Annotated in this window: 17 protein-coding genes; 6 read left to right on the top strand and 11 right to left on the bottom strand. The window is 50.4% G+C overall.

All coding sequences use genetic code 11. The annotated features are described in order from the left end of the window. The first annotated feature begins 8 nt into the window (after positions 1 to 8). Positions 9 to 719, top strand: coding sequence for a ZIP family metal transporter (locus AC566Q_RS21525; RefSeq protein ID WP_499610715.1), 711 nt, complete (start codon positions 9 to 11; stop codon positions 717 to 719). On the opposite strand, the gene ispB is transcribed toward AC566Q_RS21525, so the two are convergent. Beyond that, the gene (ispB, locus tag AC566Q_RS21520) at positions 716 to 1,687 is read right to left on the bottom strand and encodes an octaprenyl diphosphate synthase (protein ID WP_499610706.1); all 972 of its coding nucleotides are present in this window, start codon (positions 1,685 to 1,687) and stop codon (positions 716 to 718) included. The genes AC566Q_RS21525 and ispB overlap by 4 nt on opposite strands. A 422-nt stretch (positions 1,688 to 2,109) precedes the next feature. Here ispB and rplU point away from each other — a divergent pair, with 422 nt between their 5' ends. The 4 genes from rplU (at position 2,110) to folA (ending at position 4,528) form a co-directional block, all read left to right on the top strand. Beyond that, on the top strand, positions 2,110 to 2,421 hold the full coding sequence (gene rplU / locus AC566Q_RS21515) for a 50S ribosomal protein L21 (RefSeq protein WP_499610703.1): 312 nt from the start codon (positions 2,110 to 2,112) through the stop codon (positions 2,419 to 2,421). A gap of 15 nt (positions 2,422 to 2,436) precedes the next feature. Next, complete coding sequence (gene rpmA, locus AC566Q_RS21510) at positions 2,437 to 2,694, top strand: 50S ribosomal protein L27 (RefSeq protein WP_105935713.1); 258 nt, start codon at positions 2,437 to 2,439, stop codon at positions 2,692 to 2,694. 163 nt (positions 2,695 to 2,857) lie between these two features. Continuing rightward, positions 2,858 to 4,003, top strand: a complete 1,146-nt coding sequence (gene cgtA, locus AC566Q_RS21505) for an Obg family GTPase CgtA (protein WP_499610684.1) — start codon at positions 2,858 to 2,860, stop codon at positions 4,001 to 4,003. Between the two features lie 30 nt (positions 4,004 to 4,033). Beyond that, a complete protein-coding gene (folA, locus tag AC566Q_RS21500; RefSeq protein WP_499610677.1) occupies positions 4,034 to 4,528 on the top strand; it encodes a type 3 dihydrofolate reductase in 495 nt (164 codons plus the stop codon). A 41-nt stretch (positions 4,529 to 4,569) separates the two neighbouring features. On the opposite strand, the gene rpoS is transcribed toward folA, so the two are convergent. The 10 genes from rpoS to AC566Q_RS21450 form a co-directional block, all read right to left on the bottom strand. Then, positions 4,570 to 5,562 (bottom strand): RNA polymerase sigma factor RpoS, encoded by a 993-nt coding sequence (gene rpoS / locus AC566Q_RS21495; RefSeq protein ID WP_499610672.1) that lies wholly within the window; start codon positions 5,560 to 5,562, stop codon positions 4,570 to 4,572. Positions 5,563 to 5,635: 73 nt separating this feature from the next. Further along, positions 5,636 to 6,451, bottom strand: a complete 816-nt coding sequence (locus AC566Q_RS21490) for a peptidoglycan DD-metalloendopeptidase family protein (protein WP_499610667.1) — start codon at positions 6,449 to 6,451, stop codon at positions 5,636 to 5,638. Between the two features lie 20 nt (positions 6,452 to 6,471). Continuing rightward, complete coding sequence (locus AC566Q_RS21485; protein WP_499610663.1) at positions 6,472 to 7,050, bottom strand: YqaA family protein; 579 nt, start codon at positions 7,048 to 7,050, stop codon at positions 6,472 to 6,474. Next, entirely contained in the window at positions 7,047 to 7,682 is a 636-nt protein-coding gene (locus tag AC566Q_RS21480) for a protein-L-isoaspartate(D-aspartate) O-methyltransferase (protein WP_105935717.1), read from the bottom strand. Before AC566Q_RS21480 ends, AC566Q_RS21485 begins: the two co-directional genes overlap by 4 nt. A gap of 41 nt (positions 7,683 to 7,723) precedes the next feature. Next, a complete protein-coding gene (surE, locus tag AC566Q_RS21475; protein WP_499610652.1) occupies positions 7,724 to 8,467 on the bottom strand; it encodes a 5'/3'-nucleotidase SurE in 744 nt (247 codons plus the stop codon). A gap of 45 nt (positions 8,468 to 8,512) precedes the next feature. Then, the gene (truD, locus tag AC566Q_RS21470) at positions 8,513 to 9,571 is read right to left on the bottom strand and encodes a tRNA pseudouridine(13) synthase TruD (RefSeq protein WP_499610644.1); all 1,059 of its coding nucleotides are present in this window, start codon (positions 9,569 to 9,571) and stop codon (positions 8,513 to 8,515) included. 5 nt (positions 9,572 to 9,576) lie between these two features. Further along, a complete protein-coding gene (gene ispF / locus AC566Q_RS21465; protein WP_105935720.1) occupies positions 9,577 to 10,047 on the bottom strand; it encodes a 2-C-methyl-D-erythritol 2,4-cyclodiphosphate synthase in 471 nt (156 codons plus the stop codon). A gap of 9 nt (positions 10,048 to 10,056) precedes the next feature. Then, the gene (ispD, locus tag AC566Q_RS21460; protein WP_499610639.1) at positions 10,057 to 10,797 is read right to left on the bottom strand and encodes a 2-C-methyl-D-erythritol 4-phosphate cytidylyltransferase; all 741 of its coding nucleotides are present in this window, start codon (positions 10,795 to 10,797) and stop codon (positions 10,057 to 10,059) included. 40 nt (positions 10,798 to 10,837) lie between these two features. Next, entirely contained in the window at positions 10,838 to 11,128 is a 291-nt protein-coding gene (ftsB, locus tag AC566Q_RS21455; RefSeq protein ID WP_206427258.1) for a cell division protein FtsB, read from the bottom strand. A 49-nt stretch (positions 11,129 to 11,177) separates the two neighbouring features. Further along, on the bottom strand, positions 11,178 to 12,890 hold the full coding sequence (locus AC566Q_RS21450; protein ID WP_499610635.1) for a TIGR03545 family protein: 1,713 nt from the start codon (positions 12,888 to 12,890) through the stop codon (positions 11,178 to 11,180). A 329-nt stretch (positions 12,891 to 13,219) separates the two neighbouring features. Between AC566Q_RS21450 and putA the strand changes: the two genes are divergently transcribed. Then, positions 13,220 to 17,020, top strand: a complete 3,801-nt coding sequence (gene putA / locus AC566Q_RS21445; protein WP_499610631.1) for a bifunctional proline dehydrogenase/L-glutamate gamma-semialdehyde dehydrogenase PutA — start codon at positions 13,220 to 13,222, stop codon at positions 17,018 to 17,020. Positions 17,021 to 17,042: the final 22 nt, after the last annotated feature.

Here is a 17,042-nt window from a genome sequence, read left to right as displayed (position 1 = left end):
GAAGATTTGTGACAGATCCGTCAGTAATCTATGTCGTTGTCATTGCGCTGGTTGCGGGCCTGGCTATGCCCGCGGGCGCGCTGCTCGCCAGAGTTGAAGGCATTTTTCCGGCCTGGCTCGACGAAGAGTTGCGCCACAGCATTCTTGCCATGGGGGCGGGTGCTTTACTTTCGGCGGTGGCCCTGGTTTTGGTGCCAGACGGCATGCAAGACCTCGGTACTACGGCTTCATGTATCAGTTTCTTGCTTGGCGCATTTGCGTTTATGGGACTGGATATCTGGCTGGCACGAAATGATCTGCCAGCCAGTCAGCTGGCTTCTATGTTGTCGGATTTTGTTCCAGAATCCATTGCCCTTGGCACTACTGCAGCTTTGGGCGGAGGCAGCATTTTGCTTGGCTTGCTGGTTGCTGTACAAAACTTTCCCGAGGGATTTAATGCCTATCGTGAATTAAAAGCGGCAGGGCATTTCAGTTCACGCAAGATCCTGATGATGTTTTTACTGATGGCATTGCTCGGTCCGGTAATGGCTTTAACCGGTTATTTTCTGTTGGCACAATATAATCTGGTGGTTTCGGCCATCATGTTATTCGCAGCAGGGGGAATTCTGTATTCAGTACTACAGGACATCGCACCTCAGGTACGCATGGAAAACAGCTGGGCGCCACCGCTGGGCGGGATCCTGGGTTTTATGATAGGAATGCTGGGCTTTAGTCTTTAGCTATTGCGGTCAACAGCGATGTGCGCCAAAGCAATAAGCGCCTGCTTGTAATCGCTTTCTGGCAATACGTTGAGAGCGGATATTGCCATGTCAGCTTCTTCAAAAGCTTTCTGACGGGTGTAGTTTAGCGCACCGGTGTCGTTCATCACCGTGACTATACGCTGTAGATGCGGTAAACCGTTGGCTTTTTCGATGGCTTCGCGGATCAGTACTGCATCTTCATTACCGGCATGCCACATAGCGTAGAGCAATGGCAGGGTTGGCTTACCTTCGGCAAGGTCGTCACCAGCGTTCTTACCCATGGCATCGCTGTCTGATTCGTAGTCGAGAATATCATCGGCCAGCTGGAAAGCCGTGCCCAAGTGACGGCCATAGGCCTGCATAGCCTGTTCAATCTCAGCCGACTGGCCGGTGATTACCGCCGCTAACTGGGTAGCTGCTTCAAACAAACGGGCAGTTTTACCGTAGATAACGTCAAAATAGCTGGCTTCAGTTGTATCCGGATCGTTACAGTTCATCAACTGCTGCACTTCGCCCTGAGCAATACGGTTAGTGGAGTCTGACAGTATTTCCATCACCCGCATACTTTGCAGCTCAACCATCATCTGGAAACTGCGGGTATACAGGAAATCACCTACCAGAACGCTGGCCTGGTTACCGAACAGCGCATTGGCCGTTTCGCGGCCCCGGCGCATGGTTGATTCATCAACAACGTCATCGTGTAACAGCGTGGCGGTATGGATAAACTCAATGATTGCGGCCAGAGTGTGGTGCTGGCCTGATTCGATTTGCAGTGCTCTGGCTGCCAACACGGTTAATAACGGACGCAGGCGCTTGCCGCCACTGTTAACTATATAGAAGCCGAGTTGATTGATCAGGGCAACATCCGAATCAACCTGCTGCTGGATCAGTTGGTTAACTGCCTGCATGTCGGATTCGGCCAATGCTTTTATTTGATCAATATTCATAGCGTCTCGTAGTGTCCGGTACGTGTAAGCTGACTGGCAGCAGATTGTACATAAATATTACCGTCTATCCAGTGAATTAGATTAATTTCGCCATAATTAACAGCCGTACCGTGATAAACGACGCGTGATCCCAGGATCGGCGGTGGCGATCCCGGCGACTCTGGGACAAAAACAATCTCCAGCATTGCAACCTATGTTAATCGCATGAGCTTGAAATTGTTGGTAAATATCAATAAAAACAAGCGTTTTGGTTAGCCGCTAAACCTGTTAAAATAGTCCCTCTGACCTGGGATCGATAACTTCGCTCGAAAATTAAACTTTTTTCGCAATATGGGGTTGTGATCGAAAATTGATTCACGTACAATTCGCGCCCTGTTTTAGAATTGAAAGCGCAATAAATTTGGCGCAGAGCGGAGAAAGTTATGTACGCGGTTTTCCAAAGTGGTGGTAAACAACACCGTGTGGCCGAAGGTCAAACCGTTCGTCTCGAGAAGATCGAAGTCGCTCCAGGCGACAGTGTAGAGTTTGATAACGTATTAATGGTTAGCAATGGTGACGACGTTAAAATCGGCACACCATATGTTGCCGGTGGTAAAGTGACTGCTGAAGTTGTTACACACGGTCGTGGCGATAAAGCAAAAATCGTTAAGTTCCGTCGTCGTAAGCACTCGCGTAAGCAAGCGGGTCACCGTCAGTGGTTCACTGAAGTGAAAATCACTGGTATTAACGCATAATAGGAGCATAGACACATGGCACACAAAAAAGCTGGTGGTAGTACCAAAAACGGTCGCGACTCAGAAAGTAAACGCTTAGGTGTTAAGCGTTTTGGTGGTGAGTCTGTGCTGGCCGGTAACATCATTGTTAGACAGCGCGGCACTCGTTTCCACGCTGGCAACAACATGGGTATCGGTAAAGATCACACCCTGTTCGCATTAGCTGACGGTAAAGTTAAGTTCGAAGTTAAAGGACCTAACAACCGTAAGTTTGTGAGCATTGTTGCTGAATAAAGCGCAATCGTTTACTGATTCAAAAAACCCCGCGCTTGCGGGGTTTTTTATTGCAGGTAACATAGCAGTTTATAATTATCGGAGTGAAGAAACGGCCCTGGTGGCTATCCTCTTCGATAAAGTGAGTTACACTTAAAAGTTTAGGGTTCGGTCCGGGGTAAACATGAAATTTGTAGATGAAGCTGAAATTCGAGTTGAAGCAGGTGATGGCGGCAACGGTACCATTGGATTTCGTCGCGAAAAATATGTCCCCAAGGGTGGCCCGGACGGTGGTGACGGTGGCGACGGCGGTAGTGTGTACTTACAAGCGGACGAGAACCTCAACACCCTTATCGATTATCGTTTTGAGCGTTTCCACCGCGCGGAGCGTGGCCAGAACGGTATGGGTGGTAACTGTACGGGGAAGGCCGGTGAAGATCTTACCGTGATGGTACCCATCGGTACCCGTGCAACCGACGCCGATACGCAGGAAGTTCTGGGCGATTTAACCCGTCATGGTCAGCGTTTAAAAGTAGCGCAGGGCGGTTTCCATGGTCTTGGTAATGCTCGTTTTAAAAGCAGTACAAACCGCGCTCCACGCCAAAAAACCAACGGCACCCCGGGAGAAATTCGCAACCTTAAGCTGGAGCTAATGCTGTTGGCTGACGTTGGTCTGTTAGGCTTACCGAATGCCGGTAAATCCACCTTTATTCGTTCGGTATCGGCGGCCAAGCCAAAGGTAGCGGATTATCCCTTTACTACCCTGGTACCTAACTTAGGCGTAGTCAGGCAGGATGCACAACGCAGCTTCGTTATTGCGGATATTCCTGGGTTAATCGAAGGCGCATCCGAGGGTGCGGGTTTAGGTATTCGCTTCCTTAAACACCTGGAGCGCTGCCGGGTACTGTTGCATCTGGTTGACCTGATGCCTGCCGATCAGTCTGATCCGGCTGAAAATGCCATTACGATCATTAATGAACTCGAGAAGTACAGCCCTAAGCTGGCCGGCAAACCGCGCTGGCTGGTATTTAATAAAATCGATCTGTTACTCGAGGAAGAAGCCGAAGAATTGTGCCAGCAAATTGTCGATAAGCTTGAATGGGACGGTCCGGTATTTTATATCTCTGCATTCCAGCGCATCGGTCTGGAGCCGCTGTGTCTTGAGATTATGAACTTTATTGAGAATCTGCCGGACGAACTCGAAGATGAGCAGGAAAAGCGTGAAGTTGAGTTTAAGTGGGATACTTATAACCCGGAGCCTGAAGCGGATGACGACTGGGACGATGATGATGACGACGACTACGACGTTGAAGTGATCTACCGTAAGTAATCCGGCTTTAGCAGTAAGGTGGCAGTAAATATGAAAATAGCGATGATTGCCGCAACGGCGAACAACCGGGTGATTGGCAAAGATAACGAGATGCCCTGGCACATGCCGGCCGATTTGGCCCATTTTAAACGCACCACGCTTGGCAAGCCTGTCATTATGGGGCGCAAGACCTACGAGTCGATTGGCAGAGCCTTACCGGGACGGCTGAACATCGTCATCACTACTGATAGCAGCTATCAACTGGCAGATGCTGTAGTGGTTAATTCTATCGAAGATGCTCTTAATCAGGCGCAACAGCAGGCGCCTGAAGAGGTGATGATTATTGGTGGTGGTAAAATTTACAGCAGCCTGCTTGGCAAAGCCGACCGCCTGTATCTTACACTCATAGATTTAGACACCGACGGTGATACCCATTTTCCGGATTATCAGGCCGACGGCGACTGGTTGCTGGTTGAAGAACAGGCATGTGAGCCAGACGAGAAAAACCCGTATCCTTACCGCTTTGTCACTCTGGACAGACAGTAAACACAAAAACGCCCCTCTTTGAGGGGCGTTTGTTTATCAGTTTAACTCAGGCGACTAAAGACGCTTTCTAAATCCAGCCCCTGGCTGCTGAGCATGTCTTTGAGACGACGCAAGCCTTCTACCTGAATCTGACGTACCCTTTCCCGGGTCAGGCCAATCTCAGCGCCTACGTCTTCCAGCGTAGATGGTTCGTAACCCATCAGACCAAACCGCCGTGCCAGAACTTCACGTTGCTTGGCGTTAAGCTCCTGTAACCAGGACACAATATTTTGTTTAATATTGCTATCCTGAAGTTCGTCTTCCGGACTGGATTCGTTATCATCGGCCAGAATATCCAGCAGTGCTTTGTCGTTTTCGCCACCGATGGGAGTATCAACGGAGCTGATACGTTCGTTAAGACGCAACATCTTGCTGACTTCATCAATAGGTTTATCGAGATGCAGAGCAATGTCTTCTGCCGTTGGTTCGTGATCAAGCTCCTGAGCCAGTTCACGCGCCGCACGCAGATAAACGTTCAATTCTTTCACCACATGAATTGGTAACCGAATAGTCCGGGTCTGGTTCATAATGGCTCGTTCAATCGTCTGACGAATCCACCATGTCGCGTAAGTTGAAAATCTGAATCCCCGTTCCGGATCAAACTTTTCCACCGCCCGAATCAATCCAAGATTGCCCTCCTCAATAAGATCCAGCAGTGCCAGGCCTCTATTATTGTAACGACGGGCAATTTTCACTACCAACCTGAGGTTGCTAACGATCATTCGTTTACGGGATGCTTCGCAGCCTTTCAGTGCTCTGCGCGCAAAATGCACTTCTTCTTCTGCGGTGAGCAGAGGTGAATAGCCAATTTCGCTCAGGTACAACTGAGTTGCATCCAGTGTTTTAGAGACCTCTTCCTGGTTTAACCATGTTTCGGTCTTGGTTTTTTCATTTTCTTCTAACAACCCGTCGTCTTTGATATTCTCATTAACTTCGATGTTGTCTACTTCGTCTTGGGGTGTTGCGTCGATGACAGCGATATTTTGTTGACCCACAACTGTATCTCCTGCGTTGTTTTACCTTACGACGTTCTCCTGATTTCTTAATTATTATTATTATTATTTATTGTTATTGTTTGATTGGTAAATATTTCATCGGTTCAACAGCTTTTCCCCGATAGCGTATTTCAAAATGGAGCTTTACTTTTGTTGTACCAGTATCGCCCATTTTCGCAATTTCCTGACCCGCGCTAACCCATTCCCGCTCACTAACCAGTATCCGGTCATTGTGGGCGTAAGCACTTAAAAACGATTCGGTATGTTTTATTATTATTAGGTTCCCGTATCCGCGCAGCGCGTTACCAGCGTATACAACTTTCCCTGAGGCAGCAGCAACGACTTCGCTGCCCTGATTTGAGTAAATGTCGACCCCTGTTTGAGTAGTCTGACCGTTACTGTTTGATAATTCGATTCGACCTTGCGCAGGCCAAATCCATCTTTCAACACGTTGTGGGAAACCATTTATCTTGGGTTTACTCACAACTCCTTTTGTGTTGTTAACATCTGGTTTACAATCACAATACGCCTGGCTATCTTTTTGGTCAATAGACATTTTTGGGTTTTGCTTACTGGTTTGACCAGTCATATTATTGACAGTGTGTGATTTTTTTGACACTCTTCGCGGTTGCTGTAAATTCAGTGTTTGACCGGGATAAATGTTGTAGGGTTCAGACAACGAATTCCATTTCGCTATATCCCGGTAATCGTTCCCTGTGTACCAGGCAATCGCATAGAGTGTGTCGCCGGCCTTTACCGTATAATTGGTTAGCTTTTCCTCGGCTTCAGGATAATGCTGACTATTGAGCACCACCACCGGTGCCGGACGCTCCGGACCAGCGCAGCTGACTAACGTTATGCTGGCAATCAGGCTAATGACAACGCGCATTACGCTAGTCCCGTTAAATTTCATCGTAGCATCAGATAAGCGACAATCGCCAGTCCAACCACTGCCCAACCGAGCACTTCTACGTACTTACGCAATTGCTCTTCCATTCTTGCGCCGCCCCACTTCATTAGTGATGCCACTAAAAAGAATCTCGCACCCCGGCCTATCGCTGAGGCGATTAAAAAGGGCAGAAAAGCCATCTGTAAGAAGCCGGCACTGATAGTAAAGACTTTATAGGGAATAGGCGAGAAACCGGCCAGAAAGACCACCCAGACGCCATAGGTTTCGAACCAGCCAATGGCCGTTTCCAGCTTATGCGCGTATCCCGATGATTCAATGAATGGCTGGAGTAACGTATCGAAAGCAAAGAAGCCTAACAGGTAACCGGCTACACCTCCTACAATAGAAGCCAGCGTGGTGATCAGGGCAAAATGCCAGGCCCGGGAGGGTTGTGAAAGTGACATAGGCGCCAGCATGACATCAGGCGGAATAGGAAAAATCACCGATTCGGCAAAACTCAGCAATGCCAGGTAATGACTGGCGGCCGGGTGTTTAGACCAGCGTAAGGCCAGGTCGTAACAAGGTTGGAATAGTTTCAAAGGAGGTCTCCGGCCACCAGGGGCACAAAACGAACGGCTTCCACTGTGGTGCTGTGCAGCTCGCCCTCAATTTTATCGATGCACAACAATTGTTGTTGATCGTCGCCCACCGGGATCACCAGCCGGCCGCCTTCATTAAGTTGATCGGTAAGAGCTTCTGGCACGCTGCTGGCAGCTGCAGTAACAATAATACAATCATAAGGCGCTTTACTGCTCCAGCCTTGCCAGCCGTCGCCGTGTTTCATTTTGATGTTATGTAAATCCAGTTGATTCATGCGCCGTTTAGCCTGAAATTGCAGGGCTTTGATGCGCTCTACCGAGAATACCTGGGGAAACAGCAGCGCCAGAATAGCAGTCTGGTAACCTGAGCCGGTACCAATTTCCAGTACTGAACTGGCGGAATTGGGGGCTGCCAGCAGCAGCTCACTCATTTTGGCAACAATATAAGGTTGCGAGATGGTTTGTCCCTGACCAATGGGTAAAGCCGTATTCTGATAGGCTTTATGCTGCAATGCATCCGGCAGAAAGCGTTCGCGGGGAACACTGGCTATTGCATTGAGCACCTTTTGATTCGAAATCCCTTCGTCGCACAACAATTGTGCCAGTGCATCGCCTTTTCTTGTTGTTCTCATGTGTCATTAATTCTTGTTACGGGTTATTTTTCTTATCGGGCTTACATTTCAAGCCATTTTTCCATTTCTGCAATACTATCGCGAGCTGTCATATCCACACTTAAAGGCGTGACAGAACAATAGCCATGAGCGATAGCGTGAAAATCCGTTCCCGGTCCGGCATCCTGCTCTGCGCCGGCCGGTCCGTACCAGTAAATTGGCCGTCCAAAAGCGTCTTTGGCTTTTACCATGGACTCGGCGCGATGGCGTCGCCCCTGACGGGTAACCTTCACACCTGCTAATTCTTCATAAGGGAGATCAGGCACGTTAATATTCAGGATCTGATTAGCAGGCAGCGGGTGAGTGATTAATTTTTCAATCACTTCTACTACCACCCGGGCCGCGGTTTCAAAATGCCCGCCGTCGTAGTTACACAGCGACACCGCAATGGCTGGCAGACCCATGTAACGTCCTTCAGTGGCGGCGGCTACAGTTCCGGAATATATAACGTCGTCACCCAGATTAGCGCCATGATTGATGCCCGAGACCACCAGTTCAGGATCTTCTTCCAGAAAACTGTTAACGCCCAGATGGACGCAATCGGAAGGCGTGCCGTTTACGGCAAAAAAGCCACTGTCCATCTTCTGAATGCGCAGTGGCTGATGCAATGACAAGGCATTACTCGCGCCGCTGCAGTTGCGGTCGGGAGCAATGACCGTTACATCATGCTGTTTTGCCAGCGCGGCATACATGGTGGCAATGCCCTTGGCAAAAACGCTGTCGTCATTACTGAGTAGTATTTTCATAAGCTGTTAACGTATACCGATTGTATCTACAGGAAATGTGTTCCATCAGGCTAATTCGGTGGTAAGCAGACATTCTCTTAAAACCGTGGTAGCAAAACAGCCTGAGGGCAGGAAAAACCGAATGATTAATGTATCACCTTGCTGACTGCATTCAAGCCGTTGGGGCCAAATAATCGCCGCGCGGCGTTCCATGTTGAGTTTCTGGCCGGCCAAAAACGCGGTTACCTCCGGATAACCGGCGGCAGTTTTCAGCTCAGCTGTTTTGGCTGCACCGGCTGAGCCGATATCGCCCTTTCCCCACAGGGGGACAGTGGTGGATAAATCCTGCCGGCCTAATCGCTCGATCAGGACTTCCGTTTCTTCATCGGCAACAAATATGCTGTTAGAACCGGTGAGATTAATAACATCACCGGGCAAAATGGCCTGCAGGCGGCCCTCGGCAATGCGGGCCGACAGCATTTCATTAAACAGCCAGCTGCGTAACGCTGATAATGCCATAGATCGTTTATTACGATTTTTAATGACCTCACCATTTAGCATGCGTTCTGCCATCAGGAGATTGCCGCCTCGGTTTACTTCGCCGCTTTCACTGATGCGCTGGATGCCAAATCGCTGGCTGCCATAATAATTGGGTACGCCTTGTTGGGCGGCCTGATTGAGCCGGTTTATTACCGCTTCCGGGTCGCTTACGTCACGCAGGGTAATTTCAAAAGTGTTGCCTTTTAACTGCCCGGTGCGTAACTTTTTATTATGGCGCTGTACCTGAAGAATACGTGTACCCTCGAGGGTGAACTCGTCCCAGTTAAATTCTGCTTTGCCCGGGACATGCAAACCGAACCACTGCCGGGTGACGGCATATTTATCCTTGCGGCCGGCATAGGTAACCTGCCGGAGTGGCAAACCGCAGAAACTGGCCAGCTGTTCTGCCACAAAGGCGGTATTAAGCTGGGTTTTCTCAAGCTCGATATAGATATGCTCTCCCTCTCCGGAAAGCGTATAACCAAGCTCTTCGGTTACTTTAAAGTCTTCAACCTGTTGCTTCAGCAGCCCGCTGGCGACAGGCTTATCGTTGAGGTACTGCCAGTGTTGCGTGTTTAATTGCATGCTATTCACTTAGTAATCAGCACCACTGCGTGTGCCGCAATGCCCTCTTTACGTCCGGCAAAACCGAGCTTTTCAGTGGTTGTGGCCTTCACATTGATTTGATCGGTGTCGACTGCGCAGTCTTCTGCCAGTAAGCGCTGCATGGTAGTGATATGCGGCGCCATTTTGGGTGCCTGGGCAACGATAGTCATATCTGCATTGACCAGCTTATAGCCCAGGTTATGTAACCGGGCTATTACATCACGCAATAATCCGCGACTATCGGCACCGGCATAGGCGTTGTCGGTATCCGGGAAGTGCTTACCGATATCGCCCAGTGCGGCCGCACCTAACAGTGCGTCGCAGAGGGCATGGATAAGTACATCGCCGTCAGAGTGGGCGAGCAGACCCTGTTCATAGTCAATGGATACTCCACCAATAGTAATCGGGCCTTCGCCGCCGAATTTGTGAACGTCGTAACCGTGTCCGATCCGCATATGTGTCACTTACCTGCTTTGTTGTAAATAAAATTGCGCCAGCGGCAAATCTGCCGGGCGTGTAATCTTTATGTTGGCCGGATCGCTGTCGATTAACTCAACGGTGTATCCGGCAAATTCCATGGCTGAGGCTTCATCGGTCACTACGGCACCAGCCCTGAGCGCTGACGCCAGCGCTTCACGCAACTTGTCCGCCCTGAATAACTGAGGAGTCAGCGCATGCCAGAGGTTATCCCGCTTTTCCGTTTTAAGCACCACCGGGTTGGCAGCATCTGCGCTGGCCCGTTTCATGGTGTCGCGAACCGGCGTGGCCAGGATGCCGCCGCCAAAGTCGTCTGCCTCAGTACGTTCAATTAAGCGGCTAATGTCGCTGCTGTTTACGCAGGGGCGCGCGGCGTCATGCACCAGCGCCCACTCGTTGCCCGCTAACTCAGCCAGGGCATTGTTTACCGACTCAGCACGACTTGCCCCGCCGTCTACTACAGTCAGCCACGGCGCATTCTGCAGCGACAACTGACTAAAGTAGTGATCGTTGGGGCTCAGGGCAACTACCACCCTGGATATAGCGGGATGGGCCGCCAGTTTTAATAAGGTGTGTTCCAGAATCGTTTGCGAGCCAATGGTGAGATATTGCTTGGGGCGGTCGGCCTGCATCCGTGAACCAATACCCGCCGCGGGTACCACGGCAACAATAGATGTATTAGCTTTGCTCAAAGGTTTGATTCTCTTTGTTGTTTTTTTGATGGTCATTGTTGGAGTGGATTAAGGAAACCAACGCTAACTGCGCCACTTAGTCATCTTCGCTGGGCAGTATACGGTAAAAGGTTTCACCCCGTTTGATCAGGCCAAGCTCGTTTCTGGCTCTTTCTTCTACCGCCTCCAGGCCAATAGTGAGGTCGCTGATATCAGCCTTTAGCAGCGCATTACGCTGCACCAGATTAGCGTTTTGCTGATGCTGCTTTTGCACTTCCTGTTGTTTGGCCAGATAATCAGGAATACTGTTTTTCCCGAGCCACAGGCGATACTGCAGCGCGCCTAACAGCGCCAGCAGAATAAAAAGGATTGCCCGATCTCGCCACACAATGAACACCTGTTCGAATTAGTCGCAGTTATTATGCCGCGCCGGATGCTCAACGTCCATCCAGTTTATCGAACAGTTTATTCAACAGTTTGTCTTTGTGTTTTTCCACCGCGTTTTTAAAGGTCGCCTGCAGCAACTCCTGCAACGCGGCTTCATCGCCCTGAGTAGCGCTCAGCCAGGTTGAAATATTGCCCAGCTCGCTGGCCAGGTTGTCATCCTCACTGCCTACCATACCCTGTAATTTACTATTCAGTTCGTTGAGTTTGTCCTGTTGTGAGGCGCTGAGGCTGGATAGTGCCGCGTTGGCCAGCTGGCGGTCGAGGTCGGATGAAAAGCCAAAGTCTGGTGCACTTAAGGTACCGCCAATGTTCATGGTCATATCAAGCCGCTGCAGGCTGTCGAGCAGGCTGGCAATGGCGTTAGTCAGGTTATCGCTGCCCGTTGCTGCCATGGTCAGCTTAGTCAGATCGACGGTGCCCGAGCCATCCAGCGCGTTATCGGTGATTTGCAGCGAGCCACTGGCCGCCAGTAAGGCCTGCTTAATAGAAGCATCAAGGCGCGGATTATCGCTCAGCGATACGCTGTCTAACAGCAAACCGGCAATCTGCCAGGTCTGCGACGCATCCAGCCCGTCAGAATCCATAAAAAACTGCCCCTGCGTTACAAACTTTTGTGCACCCTCGGCAGCGGCATTTAATATGAAGGTGGTAGGGTTGCCAAATACCGAGTGCTGGTTGGTGATATTTTTCCAGTCACCGGTTAGCAGTGTATCCTGCCAGTTAACGGATAGGTTGGCCTGCCTGACTAACACCTGCAGTGGCGTACCGTACTGTTCATCTGCTTGTGGCGCTTCGCCGCCCTTAAGTAAGGGCACCAGCAAATCAAAAGCGCTGAATAAATAACGGTTATACTGAGCCGCTTTATCGCCGAATACCGCTTCGGTTAGTTGTGACAGGGCGGCCTGGTCGCCAGCGTAAACACCTTTGAGCAATTCGTAATCTTGCTGTGGTGCCGATTTTAAGGTTTTCAAAGCGCCGCTCATCGCGGTTCTGGCCTCACTGGCTTTTTCTCTGAAAGTGGTGATTTTCTGTTTATCGGTGCGAATTTGTTGCTTTAATTCATCAAAAGCCGCTTTGGCTTTCACTACTTCTGCCGGATTTTTAAAGTCGGTGTCGCGAAGTTTCTGAATTTCTGTTTTGTAAAACTCAAGGCGGGATTTGTCGGGCAACGCCTGATACTCAGTTTTCAGCTCGGTGGCATAGGTGTTGTAGGTGGTGCTGGCTTCTTCCACTGCAGCGGTGGTTTTCAGTGGTGACCGTTCCAGCAATTCATCTACCGTTGGCAGGGCCTCCTTCGCTTCGCTTAGAAGATCATCGAAGCTTTGTCCCTCAGGCTGACGCAGCACTTTGCCCGGCACAGGACGAGGCTGATTAAAAGCAACATCCAGTAAATCCACCTGATTCATGATGAGTTGGTCAGACAATAAGGGGATCAGTTCTACATCGCCTGCCAGGCGTCCTACAACCAGCTGATTGTTTTGTGGCTGGGCCGGATCGGTAAAGCCTATCTCAGTAACTTCGAATTCCAAAGGGAACAACCTGTGCTCAAAACCGCCAATGTTCACTTCTGCGCCATGGGCCTCGGTTAGCTGGGCTTCCAGCACTGATTTAATCAGTATGTCGGCAAACAGCCAGTAGATGATCACCGGGGTGAGAATTATCCCTGCTATCCAGACGGTAAACTTAGTGGCTCGACTCTGCATAACTTGCTCCTTTAGTGTAAAACACGCCATTTCCGTCAGGCTGTTAGATATCGCACAGCGACGCAGTGCACCGGCTCTGCCTTGACGCACAAAAACTGGCCGGTTAATGTGGCAACAAAATCTTACGTTAGTTCACCGGCTTTCTCGTCACGGGCAGGTTAGGGGGAATACCCCGGCGCAGTCGTCTTGGTTAGAATACATAACCTTTGTTAACAGAGCGCATCAATAAGCGCTTCTACAAATAAAACAGTGATCTGTATTCACACTGCCGCGTTAAAAAACGGTGTTAACTTTAAATTTTATACGACAGAAAGTACACAAGGGGTTCAATGTTAACTAAAAGCACGTTTACGACTACCAGCCCGATCCGACAGTTGATCCGCGATTATTATCGCATCCCTGAAACTGACGCGGTCGATCAGATCCTGCCGATTGCCGAAGTCAATCCCCGTGCCCGCAGTCGGGCATGGGAACGCGCCCGACGCATGGTGCTTAAAATTCGGCGCGAGCAGGAGGGGCACGGTGGTGTTGACGCTCTGCTTAATGAATATTCTCTGTCTACCTCCGAAGGCGTGGTATTGATGTGTCTGGCTGAAGCATTATTGCGGGTGCCGGATAAAGACACCCAGGACGAACTGATCCGCGACAAATTATCCAAAGGTCAGTGGACCCCGCACCTGGGCAACAGCGAATCGCTGTTCGTTAACGCTTCATCCTGGGGCTTATTATTTACTGGCAACATGGTCAACTATGCCGACAAACGTAAAAGCGAGCAGTTTGGCCTGTTGAAAAAGACCTTGGGCCGCCTCGGTGAGCCAGTGATCCGCCGGGCCATGAATATAGCCATGCGCGTGATGGGTCGTCAGTTTGTGATGGGCGAAAGCATTGAAGACGCGGTAGAACGCGCTCAGGAAAAAGAAAAGAAAGGGTATGTGTATTCTTACGATATGCTTGGTGAGGGAGCTCGCACCTTTGCCGATGCTGACCGTTATTACGATGCCTATGTAAAAGCTATCAAGGTTATTGGTAAAGCTGCTGCGGGCAGAGGGCCGCGCAAGTCGCCGGGAATTTCAGTAAAGCTGTCAGCAATCCATCCACGCTATGAGTTTTCTCACTATGAGCGGGTGATGGAAGAGCTGCCAGAAAGACTTAAATCACTGTGTATGATGGCCAAGGAATACGATATTGGCCTCACGGTGGATGCCGAAGAAGCAGACCGGCTTGAGACGTCGCTGGATATCATCGAGAAGGTGTTCCGCGATCCGGATCTGGATGGCTGGGAAGGATTTGGTCTGGCTGTGCAGGCATATCAGAAACGTGCTATCCATGTGATTGAATGGCTGCGCGAGTTAACTGTGGATGTTGGCCGCAAAATGATGGTTCGTCTGGTGAAAGGGGCGTACTGGGATACTGAAATTAAGCTCACCCAGACAGCCGGTGTGGATGCGTTTCCGGTGTTTACCCGTAAATCGTCTACCGACGTGTCTTATCATGCCTGTGCTAACCAGTTGTTGGCGTACCGGGATACGATCTATCCGCAGTTTGCTACACATAACGCCTATACCGCCTCAGTGATTGTTGAATTGGCCGGTGATGACAAGCAGGGCTTTGAGTTCCAGTGTCTGCATGGCATGGGCGATACCCTGTACGATCAGGTGGTTACCGAAGAACAGATTCAATGCCGTGTGTATGCGCCGGTAGGTATTCATGAAGACCTGCTGGCTTATCTGGTACGTCGTCTGTTAGAAAATGGCGCTAACTCTTCGTTCGTTAACGCCATTGTGGACGACAGCAAACCGGTAGAGGCCCTGCTTGAGGATCCTGTGGAACTGACTCAGCGCCTGACGTACCGCTATAACAAGCAAATCAATAAAGCCTCAGAATTGTTTGCCCCGGAGCGGGTCAATTCCAAAGGTATGGATCTTACCGATCTCAATACCGTTAATACTCTCAAGTACAACGTAGGCCGTTATGCACGTCAGTACGTTGTGCAACCAGAGGATGTGCCGGAAGGTGCGGTGCCGGTGAAGAACCCGGCCAACCTTAACGACGTTGTGGGTTATCATCATTATGCCGATGAAGCGGCTATCAAAAAGGCCCTTGATAACGCCGAAAGCGGTTTCCAGGAATGGTCAGAGCGCTCTGCCAGTGAGCGGGCAATGCTGCTGAATCAGATAGCGGATTCCCTGGAACGGCATATGGACGAGCTGATTGCTATTTGTATTCGCGAGGCGGGCAAGGTAACCCAGGATTCAATCGACGAAGTGCGAGAAGCCGTGGATTTCTGTCGTTATTACGCTGCCAGAGCTGTGGAGCTTAGCCAGGATGAGCGTCTGGTCCCCCGTGGCGTGGTGCTTTGTATCAGTCCGTGGAACTTCCCGCTGGCTATTTTCCTTGGTCAGGTGGTTGCCGCGCTGGCAACCGGTAATACTGTGGTGGCCAAACCTGCTGAGCAAACCAGCATGATTGCCCTGCGCGCAGTGCAGATGATGCGCTCGGTGGGCTTACCGGACAATGCTCTGCAACTGGTTATCGCCAAAGGCCCGGATGTGGGTAACGTACTGCTGCCGGATGAGCGTATCAAGGCGGTTATTTTTACCGGTTCAACCCAAACCGGTACGCTGATTTCCAAGACACTGGCCCAGCGTGGTGGTGAACAGGTACCACTGATTGCCGAAACCGGCGGTCAGAACTGTATGATTGTCGATTCAACCGCTTTGCCTGAACAGGTGGTGGATGATGTTATCCATTCCGGCTTCCAGAGTGCCGGTCAGCGCTGCTCTGCATTGCGGGTCTTGTTTGTTCAGGAAGACATTGCTGATAACCTGATCAAAATGCTCACCGGTGCGGTGAAAGAGCTGACCATCGACGATCCGTCGTGGTTGAGCACCGATGTGGGTCCGGTGATTGATCAGAAAGCCCTGTCTTCGCTACAGGAACATGCCGAATACATGAAAGAAAACGGCAAGTTGCTGTATCAGTCAGAGCTGCCTCAAAGCGCTAAAGACGGTACTTTCTTCCCGCCAACTCTTTACGAGATCAGTGATCTGAGCGTATTAAAACGTGAGGTGTTTGGTCCGGTTGTACACGTGGTGCGCTTTAAAGGTAAAGAGCTCGATAAAGTGCTTAAGCAAATTAATGATACCGGTTATGGCCTGACCATGGGTATCCATTCACGTATAGAAGAGCGGGCTTATGAGCTGGCGGCACGCTCCCGCGTAGGTAACGTATATATCAACCGCAACATGATTGGCGCCATTGTCGGTGTTCAGCCATTTGGTGGCCGTGGATTATCCGGCACCGGGCCCAAAGCGGGTGGCCCAAGCTACCTGTCGCGCCTGATGATGGAAAAAGCGACGCCGAAACCCACCATTCTGGAAGAGCCTGAAAGTATCGACGATGCCCTATCGGGCGGCGAGACGCAGCACGAAGAAGCGGCTGCCATTATGCGTAAGGCAACCGAGACAGAAGAAACCTGGCGTTATCTGCCGTTACATGAGCGGATTTCCAAGGTGCGTCAGCTACTGGCTAAACTGGCAACGGTAGATATTGTTGAGGAGTTGGCCGATGACCTTAACCGCACACTGGCTTCTGCTCGTTCGCAGTTAATCAGCATCGATAAAAAGCTCGCTAAACCTACTGTATTGCCCGGGCCAACCGGTGAGTCGAATAAACTGTACCTTGAGCCTCGTGGCGTGTTGGTATGTTTCGCGGATAAGGAAGTAGCGTTCGAATACTGGATGCTGTCTATCGTGTCGGCCCTGGCTACCGGTAACTGCGTGGTGTCTGTTGTCTCTGATTTGTTCTATGAAGAGGCGCTGGCAGTAAAAGAGAAGTTTAAGGCAGTAGGTGCGCCGGATGGTGTGTTCCAGGTTGCCAGACTAAGCCACCTCGATGCGCTGTTAATGGATGAGCAACTGGCTGGTGTGGTGGTCGACAGCAGCACCGAGCGGACGGCACACATCTCGGCGATGTTAGCTGAACGTCAGGGCGCTATTTTGCCGGTAATCACCGCTGAATATAACGATAAGCTGATTCAGCGTCTGATGACCGAAAAGACGATCAGTATCGATACCACGGCATCGGGCGGTAATACCTCGCTGATGACCATGGTGGATGAAGACGAGTAGCAAAGCTATAAAAAAAACAGGT

This window comes from Alteromonas sp. H02, from assembly GCF_059682525.1.
The sequence above is the reverse complement of the archived record's forward strand: the minus strand, read 5'-3'. Positions and strand labels throughout refer to the sequence as shown.